Origin of the sequence: Paenibacillus naphthalenovorans (assembly GCF_001465255.1) — a bacterium.
GTDB lineage: Bacteria > Bacillota > Bacilli > Paenibacillales > NBRC-103111 > Paenibacillus_G > Paenibacillus_G naphthalenovorans.
The window spans coordinates 3,998,007-4,014,316 of the sequence record NZ_CP013652.1 but is presented as its reverse complement, the minus strand read 5'-3'; the positions used below and the strand labels follow the sequence as shown (position 1 = coordinate 4,014,316).

Genomic DNA, 16,310 nt, shown 5'->3' with positions numbered 1-16,310 from the left:
AGGAGAAACCGATATATGAGTTCGGGACAGAGCTATCTTCAACGGTTAAATGACGGCAGAAACGTATGGTTTCGCGGTTCGATCGTACAAGATATCGCAACACATCCTTCATTCGCGGGCACGGTTGCATCCGTTGCCAGGATATTGGATCTGCAAGATCATCCGGAGACCAAGGAGCGCCTGACCTTTGTAACGGAGAGCGGCGGAAGAGCGAACCGGGCCTTTCAGGTTCCAACCGCGAAAGAACATATTTTTCAGCGGAGCGATTCCTTCCGGCTATGGTCCGATGCCACGTTTGGGGTGATGAGCAGAGTGGCCGGATTTTATCGCGCTCAGCTTACCGGCTGGTTTATCAGGCGGGAATTGATACGCTCGAAACAACCGTATTATCCTGACAAAATCAAAAATTATTACACGCATTTACGGGACAATGATTTGCTCTTGACCGCTGCGGGCCACGATCCGCAAATCGATCGGACGAAGCTGGCCTCCGAATTGGGGGATCTCTATACGGCGGTACGCATCCTGAAGGAAACGGAAGATGGGATTATCGTCCGGGGCGCAAAGATGATTGCCACCGGCGGTCCTTATATGGATGAAATTATGGTATCGCCGCACAGCCCGAAAACGCAAGATGAACAGCGTTACGCTGTTATGTTTGCCATTCCGGCCAGCCACCCTGGAGTGCATTTGATCTGCCGGGATTCGTTTGCCTCCGAACGGGAGGAGGATGATCCGTTAAGCGCTCATTATGACGAAATGGATGCGATCCTGGTGTTTGACGATGCGCTTATTCCGTGGGAGCGCGTCTTTATCAAGGATGATCCGGAGGCGATCTGGAGCATACGATCGGACCGATACGTTTCCGCCATTAGTGCTCACGAAAACATTGCAAGGCTGATCAGCAAGCTGGAATTCGTAGCGGCCGTAGGCAATGAACTGGCTCAATCCATCGGCATTAAGAAATTTACACATGTGCAGGAGAAGCTGGCGGAGTTGTTTTTCCAATTGGAGTCGATTAAAGCGCTGCTGCTGTCCGCAGAGCATCATGCCGAGCTGTACCCCGACGGAGTGTGGGCTCCGCAGCTGCAGCCATTGATTACGGCCAAAAATCTTGGAAATCGGTATTATCCGAGAGCGATAGAAATATTGCAGCAATTGTCCGGCGCCGGTATGCTCCAGGTTCCTTCTTCCATTGCGGAGCTCCAAGGACCTTTAGGGGATAAGCTGCAAACGTATTATCGGGGAGCCGACCGAAACGCCCAGGAGCGTGTGAGGCTGCTTAAGCTGGCATGGGACCTGGTAGGAAGCCCGTTGGCCGGGCGGCATGAATTATATGAGCGGTTTTACGCCGGCGATCCAGTGCGTACCTACGCAGCGCAATATTTGGAGTATGATAAGAAATCGCTGTCGGTTCAGGTCGGATGAGAAGGCTTTGCTTTGCCCGTGTATGTGTCTGGTTCCTGCTGGGAGTGGTCGGCTGTTTCTTTACGGCCGGCGTTGCTTCCGGCCACGCTACCATTCTACGCGTATTTCCGGCACCAGACAGCCGTTTACACGAAAGTCCGGAGGCAATCGTACTCGAGTTTAATGAACGAGTCGAGAGAAAGCTGTTCAGTATCCGGGTGTATAACGATAAAGGATTGCCTGTCACGACCGAGCCGCCGACGATGGAGGCGGATCGGAGAACCATTCGACTCGACGTCCCCCAGCTGAATAACGGATGGTATACCGTCACGTACCGTGTCATTTCGGCGGATGGCCATCCGATTCGAGGCTCTTATGTATTTACTGTAGGGACCGAAACCGAAGCAAAGATAGGATATTCTTCGGCCACCAAGCTCCATGAGGAACACGATATCCGTAAAAACGCCGCTTATTGGGCGATCCGGTTTGTGTATTTTTCAAGCCTCCTCGCATTGGCCGGATGGGTCAGTGTACGGTTAATCGCTCATCCGCTTGCTGTTTTCGACCGGAATCGATTCCGACGTATCACGTTCACCCTGCTGATCCTGCATCTGATCGGATTTTTATTGCTGGCATGGAACGATCTGTCCAAGCTTAGCGAGGGGTATCAGGCAAAGGAACGGGTGGAAATGATCTTCGGCACTTTCGTAGGCATATCCTACTTGATTTCGGCCCTTGCCATCTTATCCGGATTTTTTGTACTGCTGCGCCGGACATGGTCGGATGGCGTATGGCTGCTGGCGGTGATTGGCGCCAAGGGTCTCAACGGACATGCGATGGGATACCGCATTCCATGGATTACGTTTGTGCTGGATGTCCTGCATGCCGCTGCAGCCGGTGCATGGGTAGGAGCGGTGTTAGCCGTAACGCTTTATTGGCGGTACCGAAACGATGACAAAGTGGCGCCACACTTCCATGTCCTTTCAAATTGGGCGTTGGCGGCGATAGTTGCACTTGTCGGAACCGGTTTTTGCATGGCGCTTTTATATACGAACGGGTTTACAAATTGGATTGACACGTTGTGGGGGAAGTTATTGATTGCCAAAACCGTATCGGTTCTGTTCGTCGTCGGAGTCGGGGCGCTGCTTAGATCGAAAATTAGAAAACGCCAAACGTTCCGTTCTCGTACGTGGCTGATCGCCGATATCGCTCTCTATTTGATGATCGCCGGAATCACCGGCGTGCTAACCTACATGAATCCAACATCCGGGATGGGTCCGGTTTTTTGGCACGAAAACGTAAAAGGGGTACATATTGCGGCGATTATTACGCCGAATGAACCGGGGGCAACGAATCAGTTCAACGTTTCCGTCGGTACAGGACGTCACGATGAAGGCTTCAAGAAAGTGACTCTTCGATTAACCTATTTGGACGACCCGGAAATGGCCCCGATCGAGGTTCCGCTGGAAAGAGTTCCGACGAACGGAAGTCCGCAAAGCCTGTACAATTACCATTTTTCGAAAGAAGGAGCCTATTTGCCGTTCGATGGGAAATGGAATTTGGAGGTTCGCTTTCAGAACATGAACGAGGTTGAGTATGTGACAACGAAAAATTTCTTCAATGAACGTAAAGGGGGAGAACAGCGACCATGAAGCCATGGCGTTTTGCAATCATCTGGTTTGCAGTACTTTTATTAGCTGTACAAATCGCGGAGGCGCACGTAACCGTGAATCCGAATGAAACGTTTCAAGGTGCCCACGAGGTGTTTACGGTGAGAGTTCCTAATGAGAAGGAGGCCAGCACGGTTCGAGTGGAGGTGCATTTTCCGGAACAAATATCGATCAGCAGGGTGCAGCCGCTCGCAGGCTGGTCTTACGAATTCACGAAAAATGCCGAGGGCGATAACACCGGAATTGTCTGGTCGGCTGAAGGGGACGGCTTCCGAGACGGAGAATTCGGTGAGTTTCGGATTCAGGGACGAGTGGCGGACGATGCGAAAGAAATCGTGTGGAAGGCTTATCAGACCTATTCCGACGGTTCCGTTGTGGAATGGACCGGCGATGCGGGTTCGGATCAACCGGCTTCGGTGACCAAAGTAGCCCCGGGCGGCGGGCATAACGCAGGCGACCACCATGCCGTTTCTCATCAAGCCCAATCCAACTGGGTGCAATCTTCTGCCGCGTTAATCTCATGGTTAGCGCTTGTGTTAGCCATCGTTTCGATCGCAGTCGTTTCCCGCCGCAGAGCATCCAAGCTGTAAACTCGATCGTAAGGAGCGCGATGGCCATTGAGAGACAAGCATTATGAAGCGGAGCGGGGGGACCGGACTCGAAACCGGTTCGCCCTTCTTGTGATCATCATCCTTGTGATCGTTGCGATAGTTAATCATGTTCGGGCAGACACGAAAGAAACCCCGGACCGACCGGCTGCGGAAGATTTTTTTCTGGAGTCTTTGGAGGGGGAGTGGGTTCGGCTATCGGACTATCGGGGAAAGCCGGTGCTGCTGAATTTCTGGGCCAGTTGGTGCCCGCCGTGCAAGGAGGAGATGCCGGCGATTATTGAATTCGCGTCTTCACATCCCGATATCGAGGTATTGACGGCCAACTTAACGTTTACGGAGCTCAGCCTGGATCGCGTTGCGGAGTTTGTTAAAGAGCAGCAGCTGTTACTGCCCGTGCTTCTTGACGATTCCGGTACGGTGGCCAGAAAGTATGGAATTACCGCTTATCCGTCTTCGCTGATTTTTAATCAGGAAGGCCGGCGGGTGGAGACGATTGTCGGTCAGACGGACCTGGCCCGCTTGGAGAATGCATTTAAAGCACTTACTAAAACAGACGAAAAGAGGTAGAGGTGAAATGAAGAAAGCAAAGCTGTTGTTTATTACTGTCATCATAGGCATGATGGGGGTACTGGCCGGCTGCGGCAGTTCGAATCAGGCGGTCGATTCTTCGGGAAAGTCCATCGTTGAGTTTAAATATCCGGATAATCCGGGATTCGATTTGGTCTATCTTGCGGATGAACTCGGTTATTTTGAAGGAACCAGCACGAGACCGAAGTATGTCGGCGCCGTTGCCTCTCCGCAAATTATCCCGCTGGTGGGCACAGGAGATATCGATTTTGGAACAAGAATGGTGCCTCTTGTCATCTCCGCGATTTCCAGCGGTGCGGATATTAAAGTCATCTCCGCGGGAGGAAAAACGCTGGAAGAAGCGCCTCATATGAAGTATTTCGTTCGGAAGGACAGCGGGATTACGACAGCGAAGGATTTGGAAGGGAAGACCATCGGATTTAACAGCTTTGGAGCTTGCGCCGAATTCGTGTCGAAGAAATGGTTTAGAGAACAAGGCGTGGATGTAAGCAAGATCAACTTCCTCGTCGTACCGGAAACAAAGATGGAACAAACGCTGCTTCAAGGCGGAATCGATTTGGCCATCCTGCACGCTCCGCTGTCGGGGAAAGCGGAGAAAAACGAGGATCTTGTGAAGCTTTGGAGCGACTATGATCTTGACAAGGGGCTCGGCGGTATGGCTCCGTACAGCGTCAACGGGAAGTTTATGAGAGAGCATCCCGAAGCGGTGAAGGATTTCGTAACAACCATTGCGAAAACAGCGAACTGGGTTAACGAAAATCCGGAAGAAGCCAGGAAAATTATCGCCAAGCGTTTGGATATGGATGTCGAATTCATTGATCGGTTCGCTTATGTGGAAGATCTCGTCATTACTGAGCCCCCGATTCAATATTATATCGACATTCTTGAGAACGAGGGCATGATTCCGAAAGGAAAGATAAGCGTAAAAGACGTCTACACGAACGAATTTAATCCGTTTGCCGAGAAAGCAGCGTCCAGCGCCAGCGCCGTGACCGTAAAGTAAAGTTGAGGGGGGAATGAAATGGGACGTTTCATCAGGATCATCAGGTCATCTGCCGACCGAAGTTTAGGCATCATTCTTTTCTTACTGGTTTGGGAATTGCTGCCGACACTCGGCATTGTGAATAAAGCCTTCTTAAGCCCGCCGTCCAGCGTTGTCGTTTCCATTACGAAGCTGTTTTCGACCGGTAATTTATGGGTTCACGTGTTCGCCAGTCTTCAACGCTCGTTGTCGGGGCTGCTGTTGGCCATCGTAGCAGGCACACTGCTTGGATTATTTTTGGGTTGGTTTAAGCGATTCGAAGCGATTGTCGATCCATTGCTTCAATTGTTTCGTCAAATATCGGCATTTGCCTTGTTCCCCGTATTTATTTTATTTCTCGGGATCGGGGAAACTTCCAAAACTGCGATTATTCTATGGGCTTCTTTCTGGCCGATCCTGTTAAATACCGTAAGCGGTGTGAAATATGTCGACAAACTATTGATTGACTCTGCGAAATCCATGGGTGGCTCGCAAAGCTTCCTCTTTTTCCGGGTCATTCTTCCCGCTGCGGCGCCGAGCATCTTTACCGGCATTCGCCTGGGCGGAGCCTATTGTATTACAGCGCTGGTGGCTGCCGAGATGATCGGATCATCCGCAGGCCTTGGATTTTACATTTTAAATTCGCAGGAAATTTTCCAAATTCCCGATATGTATGCCGGCATTATTGTTTTGGCATTTCTGGGATTATTACTGAATTATATCCTCGCTGTGATTGAGGCCCGTTTCACCAGATGGAAGAAAGGACTCTCTGTCAATGCGTAATGCAGTACGCAAGGCCGGCAAACATGGGCCGGCCTTTTTTCTTTTATTGATGATGGCCATGCTCCTGGCCGGTTGTTTTCAGAATTCCTCGCCTCGCGGTTCTTCCCGTCCTCCCGTTGATCCAAATGTGTTTCGGATCGGTTATACCCCCAACAGCATGTTGTTGGCTGTCATGAAGAAAGGGGATTTGGAGTCGAGACTGACGGAGAAACATCATGTCGGATTAGAATGGGTTTTGTATGAGGACGATGTTTCTTTGTTTCAGGCCATTGAGGCAGGACAAGTGGACCTTGGGTCCGTAGGAGAAGCGGTTCCTGCTTTTCTTCACGACCCGGATACACCCATCGTTTATCTGGCTGCGGAGCCAAGCAATCCGGCGGCTTATGCGGTCATTGTTCCGCTGGATTCAACGATTTTCCAAGCCGGCGACTTAAAAGGGAAGAAGGTAGCGTTCGCTCCTAAAACGAATGAACATTTATTATTGCTGCAGGTGTTGGAAGAGGCCGGGTTGTCCATGAAGGATATAAAACCGAACTCGGAGCTTGGCCAGGAGCTGCTGGATGCCTATTCCAGCCACAAGGCTGACGCTTGGGTAATTTCGGAGCCCCTGATTAGTCAATTGGAGCCTCAGGGGATACGTATTGTTGTCGATGCGACCGGAAAAATAGGCACTCGGGATATTTACATCGCAGCCTCGGACCGTTATGCCCAAAGAGAGGAAATTTACAAGTCGGCATTGCAGATGATTCAGCGTCACGGGGAATGGACGATGACTAATATTCACGATGCCGCCGACATCTTAACGGAGCATACCGACATTGAACATTTGATGTGGCTCTCCTCGTTTGAGCGCAAAGCGTACGGCACCGCTCCCTTCCTTGACAGCATCGTATCGGGACAACAGAAGCTTTACGATTATTTGGCTTCCAAAAAAGAACGGGCCGGGACTTTGAACGTCAAAGAAATGGTTCCTTAGAAAATGATCTTTTACCGGCTTGAAGCATTCGGGAAAATCGGTTGCCACTGGGGAAAAGGAACGGCCGGGAGCAGGGTGGAAAAGGATGAGCTACGCTCGTTTTTACAGCGGATGTTTGTCTGAGCTTACCCGTTCAAAAGTCTTCGGCGTTCAGCGGCGTCCGGGATCGGTTATACCCGCCCCCGGATGCCCACCGCCTCAGTCCAATTCTACCCCAAGCCCTCTTTCTTCCGCCAGCTTCATATAATACACTGCCGTCGCGATATCGAAGACGGACATGCCCATCGGGCAGAAGAAGACGGTTTCGTCGTCGGCAATTTCCGCCAGGCTGTCGCGGCAGACGACATCGGCAAGCGTTTGGACATCTCTGCGGGCCAGCCCCCGTTCCAGATGGAGCCGTTCGATATCGGTGTTCTCGCGGCACACTTCATCCCAATCGTCGACGATGACGGTTTTCACCGAGGCTAACGCTTCCGGCTTGTAATCGCGCAGGGAAACATTCAGCAAAAGGCTGCCTTTTCCAGGGGGACTATCAATATACCGGTTCTCCGATACGGTACACGTAATGAGAATATCGGACGGCCGGTAAACGTCCTCCCACGTCTTTTCGACCGTGATCCGGTCCCGGTAAGGAGAAGCGATTCCGGACAAATCCACTCCCCTGATATCATACACCCGGATGCGTTCGATCTTGTCCCCATATAAGGATTCGGCCATTTGGGCATGATACTGTCCAACCGGCCCCCAACCGATAATGCCGAGATGAAACCGCTCGAGTGAACGCGCCTGCAGAAAATGCCGGATCATCAGCCCGCTGACGGACGCAGTCCTCACGATGCTGGGAAGCGGCGAGTTCAGGATGGCGGAAGGGCGGCCCGTGTCGGGGTCATTCAATACGATGACGCTATGCGCTCGGGGAAGGCCAATCCGGATATTATCCGGAAAGCTGGAAATCCACTTGATTCCCGCGGCATTCACGTCTCCCCCGACATAAGCGGGCATCGCAATGATCCGGTTTTTGAGATTGTTGTACCGCAAATACGGCTTGACCGGCTGCGCGAAATCCCCGGAATCGACAATGTGTACCGTGGAATCCGCCATTTCGGCCAGAGCCTGCCAGTCCATGCCGATCGCGCGGATTTCCCGGTTGTTGATATATAGCATGCCGCTTCCTCCCTTCGTAATCGGTAGCGTCAATCAATCATCTCCTGCCGGAAGCCCCCGGCCGAACTCGTTCTCGATCCATGCGTCCGAATATACGGTATCGAGATAGCGTTCGCCCCGGTCATGCAGGATGACCGCACATTTCGCTCCCGGGACAAGCTCTTGCTCCATATGCCTGACGGCGGCGATGACACCTCCGGAGGACGCCCCGGCCATGATCGATTCCTTTTGCGCCAATGCCCGGCAGCCGGTGACGATATCCCAGTCCGAGACATGCACGATCCGGTCGATGATATCCGTTTTGCAGAAGGGCGGCACGATGCCGGCGCCCAGCCCGGGGAACCGCCGTCTGCTCTTATTCGCACTAAAAATGGCGCTGCCCTCTACGTCTACGGCCACGATATGGGTTGCCAACCCGTGATCCTTTACATATTCCGCGCAGCCCCGAAGCGTTCCACACGTGCTGACGCCGCAAAACAAATAATCCACCCGGCCGAGTTGATCCACGATTTCTTTCATGGTCGTATGGTAGTGAGCCAAGTAATTGTTCGTATTCGCATATTGGTTCGGCCAGAAGCTGCCCGGGATTTCCGCCAGAAGCCGCTGCACGCGTTTCAGCCTTGCAGGAAGAAACTCTCCGGATTCCGGATCGGGATCGGCGACATAGTCGATTTCCGCGCCCGAAGCCTTCAGGATTCGGATGTTATACTCCGTCGTCTTCGGGTCGATCACGCTGATGAAGCGCATCCCCAGGTATTTGCAAATCATTGCCAGGCTGATCGCCATATTACCTGAACTGGATTCGACGACAACCGTCCCCGGGCCAATCTTCCCTTCCTTCCAGGCTTCCCGGATCATCCGCAGGGCGGGGCGGTCTTTCGCGCTTCCGCCGGGGTTCATCAGCTCCAATTTCGCATAGACTTCAAGATCGTGGTCCCGGAACAGGCTGCTCAGCTTAACCAGAGACGTATTTCCGATGACCGACAAAATACCGCCATTGATGTCCATGACAACCCAACCTTTGCTGATCTAGTAATAGATCTTTTTGTTTTTGACCCTCCCGTTCTCCAGCGGTTGGTCTTCCCCCACCGCAATGACTTCGATGTCATCAAGCAAACGGTTCCGAATCATCATGCCGATTTCCGGAATGCACGCCCTGATTTCCTCCCGGATGGCCGGAAGGACGGAGTCCATTTCCGATTTGCTTTTAATTTGCACGGCCAACACATTGTTTCGCACCTTGACCCGGATGATCGCATCTTCGACATGCCGGTATACGGCCTGCTCGATATCGTACAGGCTGATTTTTTCCCCATGCTTTAGTTCTCGCCCCACCCGTTTGACAATGGACTGAAAGCTCTGCTTCATTACGCCGTCGACCATCACGGGCCTGAAGTCCCTGACGACGTCGTAGGTTACAAAGCGGATGGCCGGCAGCATGGTTCGGACGAATGAAGTGAGCACGAGGATCTTCTCGTTATCTCCAAGCGGCTCGAGTCCCTCATCCAATTCCTGCGCCCCGATTCCTTCCGCAAATAGGCCGTCGACAAGAATATATCTGCCCAAATCGTGGGAATAATAAGCGATCGTGCCGATTTCAATCGAGCCGTAGGTGTCGATGATGTCGCTTGGATCAAGACCGAACAGGCGGGCCATATTCCGCTGCCACTCCGGCGGAGCGATTTCCCCGACCAGCATGATTTTGCGGATCCCGAACGCACGCGGGTTCTCGGTAGCATATACGATATGGTCCAGAATGGAAGGCATCGTGTACAGCAGGTCGGGTTGAAACGTCTGCAGCTCTTCAATGTGCCGCTCGATCGGCAGTTCGAAGGCAATGGAGCGCCCTTCCATTCCCAGCCTTTCAAATATGTCCAGGGCCGTATTCGCCGCATGGCCGGTACCCATATCCGCCAAAGCCTTGATGCAGCCGCTTCCTGCGGTAAGTTCGCCGAACAGCTTCGTCTTGATCTGAATGTAGTTCGTATCGTCTTCCTCAGAGTAGAGGATGGCTTTTCGACGGCCCGAGCCGGTTCCCGACGTCCGGTATACGGCCAGGGAAGGATCGTACGGGCGGTGATAATAATAAGTTTCGAAAATGTCCGCCGTCATGAGAGGCAATTCCTGTATACGGTTGATTCCGCTCGCTATATCGCCATCGCCGCCAATCAGCTCTTTGTACCAGGGAAATATCCTGGTTGTTTTTCGCACTTTATCCTGCAATTTCTCCAACGGTATCATGGTTGTCTCCCCGTTCGCTGCAATCTGTAGCTCTGAAACAAACCCCTATAGTAAATCATATGTAAAAATTCCCCTTTGGTTCTGCCATTGGGCGGATGCCCGAACAAATGTCCCACCTTTCCCGTAATGTAATTTAGTGGCATTATGGGGGGGGAGAGCGGAATGAAACGGGCAATAAGGCGTGTCTCCAACAAGCTGACGAAAACGAGGGTGCTGAGGGGAAACAAGTCGCTGCGAAGACGCATTCTTGCAACAAGAAGGATGGACCGGGATGCGCTGTATGCGATGCTGCAAAAGTATACCATGGTGTACATCAAGCCTTGCAATGGTTCTCAGGGGAAGGGTGTGATTCGTGTGGAACGAATACCCGAAAGCAGCGGCAATGACAGCCAAGACAGCATAGACGTCATAGACCGGAAGAAGAGGATAAAATACCGCTATCAGACGGGTGTTCGTGTGCATCAATTTACCAATTATAGAAAGGCTTACCGTGCCATCTTAAAAGAGACCCGGGGAAGGCCCTATTTGGTGCAAAAGGGGGTCCGGCTTTTGGTTCACGCCGGCCGGCCGTTCGATGTCCGTGTCATGGTGCAGCGAAATCCCAAGGGCCGCTGGAAGGCTACAGGGATTGTGGGCCGCGTGGCGCATCCGCGCAAGGTGGTGACAAACGGGAGCCAGGGGGGAACCATTTATCCGGTTGAGGTATTATTGAAAGTTTACACCGGTAAAGAGAAGCGTAAGGCCTTGATGTCAAAAATGAAGAAGATCGGGGTTAAGGCCGCCAGGCAGCTAAGCGCCGCCTATCCGGGCATGCGGGAAATCGGTGCGGACATCGCCCTTGACCGGCGTCTTAAGCCGTGGATTATCGAAGTGAATACGAACCCCGATCCTTGTCCGTTTACCAAACTGAAAAACAGGAGCATGATTCGCCGGATCATTCGCTATGCCAAAGGGTACGGGCGAACCTACAAACTGAGATGCACGAAATCAAAACAGGGCGTAGTCTAACCTTTGCCAGGGTACTGCCAAGTAAAAAGGGCTTAGGGAAGGGGACTTCAGCGGCCATTCCTATCGGTTTGGAGGTTCAGACATAGATCTGTACAAACAAGCCTTCGGGAAATCCCGAAGGCTTGTTATTTAGGAAAACTATTTTTTTAATAAGCAAGTGCGAACAAGCCGTTGATGTGGGAAAGGTAGCGGGCGTTGCTCGCTTTTTTCATGATGGAAGCCGGTGCGCCTTTCAATTCGATGCCGTTTTGGCCGATGGAACCGATAGCGTCTTTACGTCCCAGGCTGGCGAGTGTTCCGGAGAAGACCGGAGCAAACGCGTCCATTTTGCCGCCCTTGAAGGAAGCCGCGATGTTTGCGCCCACAAGCTCACCCATCTGCCATGCCAATTGTGCTGTTGGCGGGTACGGGCGTCCTTCAGGACCGAAGACGACCGCGCAGTCGCCGGCGAGGAATACTTCAGGGTGGGATACCGATTGCAGGAATTCATTCACCGTTGCGCGGCCGCGATTCACTTCAATACCGCAGTTGGCTACCAGCGAGTTGCCTTGTACGCCGCCGGTCCAAACCAGTGTGTTGGTTTCGATGGTTCTGCCGTCTTTCAAGCTGACGGTGTTGCCGTTCACTTCGGTAATTGCCAAACCTGTCAAGAACTGCACACCGCGTTTTTCCAGGCTCGCTGTCGCACGTTCGATCAAATCCGCAGAGAAAATCGGCAGAATGGTTGGCATAGCTTCGACCAGGTAGAGCGATACATCTTCAAAATTCACGCCGTTTTTGCGGCAAATGCCCGGCAGCTCGTCCGCAAGTTCTCCAACCAGCTCGACGCCTGTGAGGCCGCCGCCGCCGATAACGAAAGTAGCGTCCGCTTTATTTTTCGTTTTGCTGTATTCGCGAATCCGTTCTTCCACATGCTTGTAAATGCGGTTAGCATCGTTTACGGATTTCAGTGTAAAGCTGTTTTCTTGAAGACCTGGAATGCCGAAGAAGTTGGTTTCGCTGCCAAGAGCTAGAACCAATGCGTCGTAGTTGTAGGTTGTGCCGTCGGCCACTAAGACTTTACGCGCTTCCAAATCGATATGTTCAATTGTTCCGACCTTTAATTGGATGTCTTTGCCTTTAAACAATTTTTCCAATGGCAGCGCAACAGCTTTTTCCGCCACGTTACCTGCAGCAAGACGGTGCAGCTCCGTAATGATTTGATGCGTCCCAAAGCGATTGATTACAGTAATCGAAGCTTCTTCTATCGATAAATTTGCACGAGCGGAAAGGGCGCTTAACAAGCCGCCGTAGCCGCCACCCAAAATTAAAATTTGCTTTTTCACGTTCAGTCCCCCGTTCAGTTCCATCAATTAGGCTTTTTGTTTTCTTTCGTTCATAATATCCAGATACGCTTGCGCAAAACGCAGCATTCTTTGCAGCTCCGGATCTTTAAGCAATTTCAGCATGCCGAACAGGCCGATGGTGGCATCGCTTTGCTCGGCACGATCATTGGCTTCGATTGCGGCCGACGCTATGGCTTTTGCCTTTTCCTCGAGCGGTTTGACCACTTCCTGGATACCGCCTACCATATCTTGAATAAGCACGCGGTCTGTAGCTACTTTTTGCACCAGATCATATGTTTTCGTTAGAAGCGTCATCATTTCGGTGAGCTTCGGAAGCTGATCCACCAACACAGTCAAGGATTCTTGCACTTCAGGCTTTAACAATTGATCCAGCACATCCGGCTTCCCTTGTACCGCGGGAGTTTCTTGTTCCGATTTCTGAATGGTTGTTTCTAACATTTGCTACGTTCCTCCTTATTTCGTGTAAATAGTATCTTGCTCGTCGCTGCAAATATGGATGTTATATATAATAAACATAATTTACTATATTTTCCGTTGTGAAAATCTTCACATTGAATGGATCACAGAATTGCACGCATCCGAGCCACTTTTCTTATTGTACACCTATTTTGTACATTTTGCATGATTTTGTGTCATTTTTTTATTAAAAAATTTTTACCACCTCGATCTCCAATTTTTTACCAAAAACTCAGGAAAATATTAGTTATGAAAGAAGCGATACCCTCTAACACCGTTTAGATCATATTCATAAAGGAAGCCACAATTCATTTATTTTATGTTATATTATATTACATGAAGTTATTTCGTAGGGTGCTCCCTATTTTGCTCCAAACCACACGACAAACCCGGAATTCAATATATGCTGGAAAGCTGGAAAGTTTATGAGGGAGTATTTCTATGAAATGGTTCCAAGGTCCGACACAAACCACTCGATCCGAACACATTGAAGATTATGCGATCCGTAAGATTCCTTCGTATTATCGTTGGCCGATTCCGGCCATCATTGCCGTTCTGCTCGGCAACTCAACGGCCATGTTTTTTTTCACCTTCGGGGCGCAGTTGAGTTATGTCGTAGGGTGGCCTGATATGCTGTGGCCGCTTAGCTATTTTTTTATCGGCTCGACGATCATCGGTATGATGATGATCCGTTTAGCCAGCAAAGAAGGGCTGACCATAGATTTGATGACGCGCGGCATGGGCTTCGGTTATATGGGTTCTGCCGTTACCTCTTTCATTTACGGAATGAACTATGTATTTTATTTTTTATTTGAAGGTACGATTGTAACGCATGCCATTTCCTTATATTTTCATGTGGAGTTTGATGCGGTAGAAGGGACCTTGATATTTGGGGCATTAGGTTTGGTCAAGCTGTTGTTTGTATGGTATGGAATGAAGGCACTGCAAATTTTCCAAACCTGGGGAGTCGTGATATACGCCTTATTGCTCGGACTTTGTTTATATCAATTGACCCATCATTATCAGGTTGCGGGACCGGATCGGTGGGTGCTGCCGTGGCTTCCGGAACACTCGATGTGGATTGCATTCATGATGGCGAATGGGCAAATGGTGTTTCAAGGTCTTATGGCTGCCGATTACGGGCGTTTTGCAAAAGAAAATTCGGGATATCGGGGAGGATTCCTGGCCATGATCGGCATGCTTGTCCCGATGTTTGTTACAATCCTCATCGGGCCGTTGTTTGCTTACACGTTAATGCCCACGATTACAGGTGGCGATGCTAAGATGCTGGCTGCGGATTCCGGCTATGTTTTCCCGAAGGTGATAGGAATCTGGGGAGTGCTGTTTGTTCTGGTTACCCAGTTTCGGGTGAATGTCATGAATTTGTATTCCGGTTCATTGGCTCTTTCCAATACGTTTTCGCTGGCCTTCCGATTTAAGCCCGGGCGCCAGTTTTGGATGATCATAGTTTATGTATTGGGATGCGTGTTTTATTCTTTTAATATTGTGCAGTACCTCGAAAACTGGCTGGCGATTACCGGGATTTTGACGAATACATGGATCTTTATCATGCTCGCCGATCATTATGTATGCCGTAAGCTGCTTAGACTGGGGCCAACCGATTTTATCGAATACCGCAGGCCTTTCTTATACCGGTGGAATCCGACGGGATTGATTTCTCTGGGATTTGGCGTATCTGTCGGGGTTTTCGGCATGCTGGGGCTATATCCGATATATTATGCATCCTTTTTATCCATGATCGTCGGCGCTGTACTGCATATTATTTTGACTGCAGCCACGAGAGGCTTTTATTATTTTACCGAGTTTCCGTATGACCGGGAGACCCATTGGATACCTCCTTCCTACTATAGAGGAAAAGCGCCTGACGGGTAGAGGAAGGTCTGGATTAAGTGGACAGGTGGTGATAAGATGACTAAAGATCAATGTGAGATTTGTTCCAAACTCATCGTCGGGGAGCCGGTCATTCATGTTGCGGGATTTCCTGAAAGAGATCATACATTTTGTTCGGCATTATGCCGTGACCGCTTTTTGAGAATGGAAGACGATGAGTGCGGATTTGGAGAACCCCTGCAAAAAGCCAATAATAACCGCAAGGACGGGAAGTGATTGGAATGACGACAGTCCAAAAAAATCATCGGATGTTTGAACAAGTATTGCATCAAATTCGTGAGTATATTACTTCCTGCAATTTGGTTGCCGGTGATAAATTAATGACCGAACGCGAGTTGGCCTCATTTTTACAGGTGAGCAGGTCTTCGGTAAGAGAAGCGCTGCGAATATTGGAGATGTTCGACGTGATTCACTCTAAACCGGGTGAAGGCACCGTTCTTAAAACTCCTCATATTCCCAAAATATTGACCAATATGCTCCCGTTTTTCACGATTCCTACGGAAACATCCGTTGAATTATTGGAATCCCGGAAGGTGCTTGAGGGCGGTATTGCTAAACTGGCGGCAAAACGCAGAAAAGACGCCGACATCCGTTTAATGCAAGGCGTCATGGAGCGGATGGTTGCAGCTGCTGATCTGGAAAACATGATCCAGGCGGACATCGATTTTCATTTGTTTCTTGCGAAAGCCGCTTATAATAATACGCTATCGGATATATTGATTTTGGTTTCGGATCTGGTCACGCCGAACTTGTATACCGTTCGTGTTCAAACGCAGATGATCAGCGGAGCCAACGCTGAATTTACCCGTCAGCACCAGGCCATACTGCAGGCCATTATCGACAAGGACGGTCGTCGTGCCGCTGAAGAAATGGAAAGGCATATCGATTACACCATTCAGTTGATCAAGTCCCTCGATCCTACGCCCAACGATGGATGAAGAACATATCATGCTCAGCTACCCAAGGCCTGCTGCAGGCCTTTTTTTGTATCCATTTTTTAAGGTAACGAGAGCAAATATATTACTTATTATGTTAACTATAAAATTTAAAGGCCTTTATTTTTTTATTTAGTGTAAATAAATATTACATAAATACTATTCAAAAACAATGTATAGTGCTATAATAGCC

The 16,310-nt window shown here is 50.3% G+C and carries 16 protein-coding genes; 11 read left to right on the top strand and 5 right to left on the bottom strand.

Going from position 1 to position 16,310, the window contains the following annotated elements; genetic code table 11:
- Window positions 1–15: 15 nt before the first annotated feature.
- Genes IJ22_RS19675 through IJ22_RS19645 form a run of 7 tightly spaced genes read left to right on the top strand, consistent with a single transcriptional unit; the run spans window position 16 to window position 7,056 of the window.
- The gene (locus IJ22_RS19675) at window positions 16–1,428 is read left to right on the top strand and encodes a 4-hydroxyphenylacetate 3-hydroxylase family protein (RefSeq protein WP_062410030.1); all 1,413 of its coding nucleotides are present in this window, start codon (window positions 16–18) and stop codon (window positions 1,426–1,428) included.
- On the top strand, window positions 1,425–3,059 hold the full coding sequence (locus IJ22_RS19670) for a copper resistance protein CopC (protein ID WP_062410029.1): 1,635 nt from the start codon (window positions 1,425–1,427) through the stop codon (window positions 3,057–3,059). The genes IJ22_RS19675 and IJ22_RS19670 overlap by 4 nt, the downstream gene beginning before the upstream one ends.
- Window positions 3,056–3,667, top strand: a complete 612-nt coding sequence (locus tag IJ22_RS19665) for a YcnI family copper-binding membrane protein (RefSeq protein ID WP_062410028.1) — start codon at window positions 3,056–3,058, stop codon at window positions 3,665–3,667. The genes IJ22_RS19670 and IJ22_RS19665 overlap by 4 nt, the downstream gene beginning before the upstream one ends.
- Before the next feature lie 27 nt (window positions 3,668–3,694).
- Entirely contained in the window at window positions 3,695–4,255 is a 561-nt protein-coding gene (locus tag IJ22_RS19660) for a TlpA family protein disulfide reductase (RefSeq protein WP_062410027.1), read from the top strand.
- Window positions 4,256–4,262: 7 nt separating this feature from the next.
- Complete coding sequence (locus IJ22_RS19655) at window positions 4,263–5,279, top strand: ABC transporter substrate-binding protein (protein ID WP_062410026.1); 1,017 nt, start codon at window positions 4,263–4,265, stop codon at window positions 5,277–5,279.
- Between the two features lie 18 nt (window positions 5,280–5,297).
- On the top strand, window positions 5,298–6,080 hold the full coding sequence (locus tag IJ22_RS19650; protein WP_062410025.1) for an ABC transporter permease: 783 nt from the start codon (window positions 5,298–5,300) through the stop codon (window positions 6,078–6,080).
- Window positions 6,073–7,056, top strand: a complete 984-nt coding sequence (locus IJ22_RS19645; RefSeq protein ID WP_062410024.1) for an ABC transporter substrate-binding protein — start codon at window positions 6,073–6,075, stop codon at window positions 7,054–7,056. Before IJ22_RS19650 ends, IJ22_RS19645 begins: the two co-directional genes overlap by 8 nt.
- A 198-nt stretch (window positions 7,057–7,254) precedes the next feature.
- Here the strand turns inward: IJ22_RS19645 and IJ22_RS19640 are convergent, their stop codons facing one another.
- Genes IJ22_RS19640 through IJ22_RS19630 form a run of 3 tightly spaced genes read right to left on the bottom strand, consistent with a single transcriptional unit; the run spans window position 7,255 to window position 10,461 of the window.
- Window positions 7,255–8,220 carry a 2,3-diaminopropionate biosynthesis protein SbnB gene (locus tag IJ22_RS19640; protein WP_062411074.1) on the bottom strand — a complete coding sequence of 322 codons (966 nt, stop codon included), beginning with the start codon at window positions 8,218–8,220 and terminating at the stop codon, window positions 7,255–7,257.
- A gap of 33 nt (window positions 8,221–8,253) precedes the next feature.
- Window positions 8,254–9,228 carry a 2,3-diaminopropionate biosynthesis protein SbnA gene (gene sbnA / locus IJ22_RS19635; protein WP_062410023.1) on the bottom strand — a complete coding sequence of 325 codons (975 nt, stop codon included), beginning with the start codon at window positions 9,226–9,228 and terminating at the stop codon, window positions 8,254–8,256.
- Window positions 9,229–9,249: 21 nt separating this feature from the next.
- Entirely contained in the window at window positions 9,250–10,461 is a 1,212-nt protein-coding gene (locus IJ22_RS19630; protein ID WP_082660892.1) for a phenylacetate--CoA ligase family protein, read from the bottom strand.
- 162 nt (window positions 10,462–10,623) lie between these two features.
- Between IJ22_RS19630 and IJ22_RS19625 the strand changes: the two genes are divergently transcribed.
- Entirely contained in the window at window positions 10,624–11,469 is an 846-nt protein-coding gene (locus IJ22_RS19625; protein WP_062410022.1) for a YheC/YheD family protein, read from the top strand.
- Between the two features lie 146 nt (window positions 11,470–11,615).
- Here the strand turns inward: IJ22_RS19625 and IJ22_RS19620 are convergent, their stop codons facing one another.
- On the bottom strand, window positions 11,616–12,794 hold the full coding sequence (locus tag IJ22_RS19620) for an NAD(P)/FAD-dependent oxidoreductase (protein WP_062411072.1): 1,179 nt from the start codon (window positions 12,792–12,794) through the stop codon (window positions 11,616–11,618).
- Between the two features lie 27 nt (window positions 12,795–12,821).
- Window positions 12,822–13,253, bottom strand: a complete 432-nt coding sequence (locus tag IJ22_RS19615) for a DUF1641 domain-containing protein (RefSeq protein ID WP_062410021.1) — start codon at window positions 13,251–13,253, stop codon at window positions 12,822–12,824.
- A 459-nt stretch (window positions 13,254–13,712) separates the two neighbouring features.
- Between IJ22_RS19615 and IJ22_RS19610 the strand changes: the two genes are divergently transcribed.
- The 3 genes from IJ22_RS19610 to IJ22_RS19600 are packed head-to-tail and all read left to right on the top strand — an operon-like array spanning window position 13,713 to window position 16,120.
- The gene (locus tag IJ22_RS19610) at window positions 13,713–15,164 is read left to right on the top strand and encodes a purine-cytosine permease family protein (RefSeq protein ID WP_062410020.1); all 1,452 of its coding nucleotides are present in this window, start codon (window positions 13,713–13,715) and stop codon (window positions 15,162–15,164) included.
- Between the two features lie 36 nt (window positions 15,165–15,200).
- Window positions 15,201–15,398 carry a hypothetical protein gene (locus IJ22_RS19605; RefSeq protein WP_054818353.1) on the top strand — a complete coding sequence of 66 codons (198 nt, stop codon included), beginning with the start codon at window positions 15,201–15,203 and terminating at the stop codon, window positions 15,396–15,398.
- A gap of 5 nt (window positions 15,399–15,403) precedes the next feature.
- Window positions 15,404–16,120 (top strand): FadR/GntR family transcriptional regulator, encoded by a 717-nt coding sequence (locus tag IJ22_RS19600; protein ID WP_062410019.1) that lies wholly within the window; start codon window positions 15,404–15,406, stop codon window positions 16,118–16,120.
- The last annotated feature ends 190 nt before the right edge of the window (window positions 16,121–16,310 follow it).

Coding starts and splice junctions, on each gene's coding strand:
- IJ22_RS19675 (WP_062410030.1), top strand. CDS start 16: ATGAGTTCGGGACAGAGCTATCTTCAACGGTTAAATGACGGCAGAAAC.
- IJ22_RS19670 (WP_062410029.1), top strand. CDS start 1,425: ATGAGAAGGCTTTGCTTTGCCCGTGTATGTGTCTGGTTCCTGCTGGGA.
- IJ22_RS19665 (WP_062410028.1), top strand. CDS start 3,056: ATGAAGCCATGGCGTTTTGCAATCATCTGGTTTGCAGTACTTTTATTA.
- IJ22_RS19655 (WP_062410026.1), top strand. CDS start 4,263: ATGAAGAAAGCAAAGCTGTTGTTTATTACTGTCATCATAGGCATGATG.
- IJ22_RS19650 (WP_062410025.1), top strand. CDS start 5,298: ATGGGACGTTTCATCAGGATCATCAGGTCATCTGCCGACCGAAGTTTA.
- IJ22_RS19645 (WP_062410024.1), top strand. CDS start 6,073: ATGCGTAATGCAGTACGCAAGGCCGGCAAACATGGGCCGGCCTTTTTT.
- IJ22_RS19640 (WP_062411074.1), bottom strand. CDS start 8,220: ATGCTATATATCAACAACCGGGAAATCCGCGCGATCGGCATGGACTGG.
- sbnA (WP_062410023.1), bottom strand. CDS start 9,228: ATGGACATCAATGGCGGTATTTTGTCGGTCATCGGAAATACGTCTCTG.
- IJ22_RS19630 (WP_082660892.1), bottom strand. CDS start 10,461: ATGATACCGTTGGAGAAATTGCAGGATAAAGTGCGAAAAACAACCAGG.
- IJ22_RS19625 (WP_062410022.1), top strand. CDS start 10,624: ATGAAACGGGCAATAAGGCGTGTCTCCAACAAGCTGACGAAAACGAGG.
- IJ22_RS19615 (WP_062410021.1), bottom strand. CDS start 13,253: ATGTTAGAAACAACCATTCAGAAATCGGAACAAGAAACTCCCGCGGTA.
- IJ22_RS19610 (WP_062410020.1), top strand. CDS start 13,713: ATGAAATGGTTCCAAGGTCCGACACAAACCACTCGATCCGAACACATT.
- IJ22_RS19605 (WP_054818353.1), top strand. CDS start 15,201: ATGACTAAAGATCAATGTGAGATTTGTTCCAAACTCATCGTCGGGGAG.
- IJ22_RS19600 (WP_062410019.1), top strand. CDS start 15,404: ATGACGACAGTCCAAAAAAATCATCGGATGTTTGAACAAGTATTGCAT.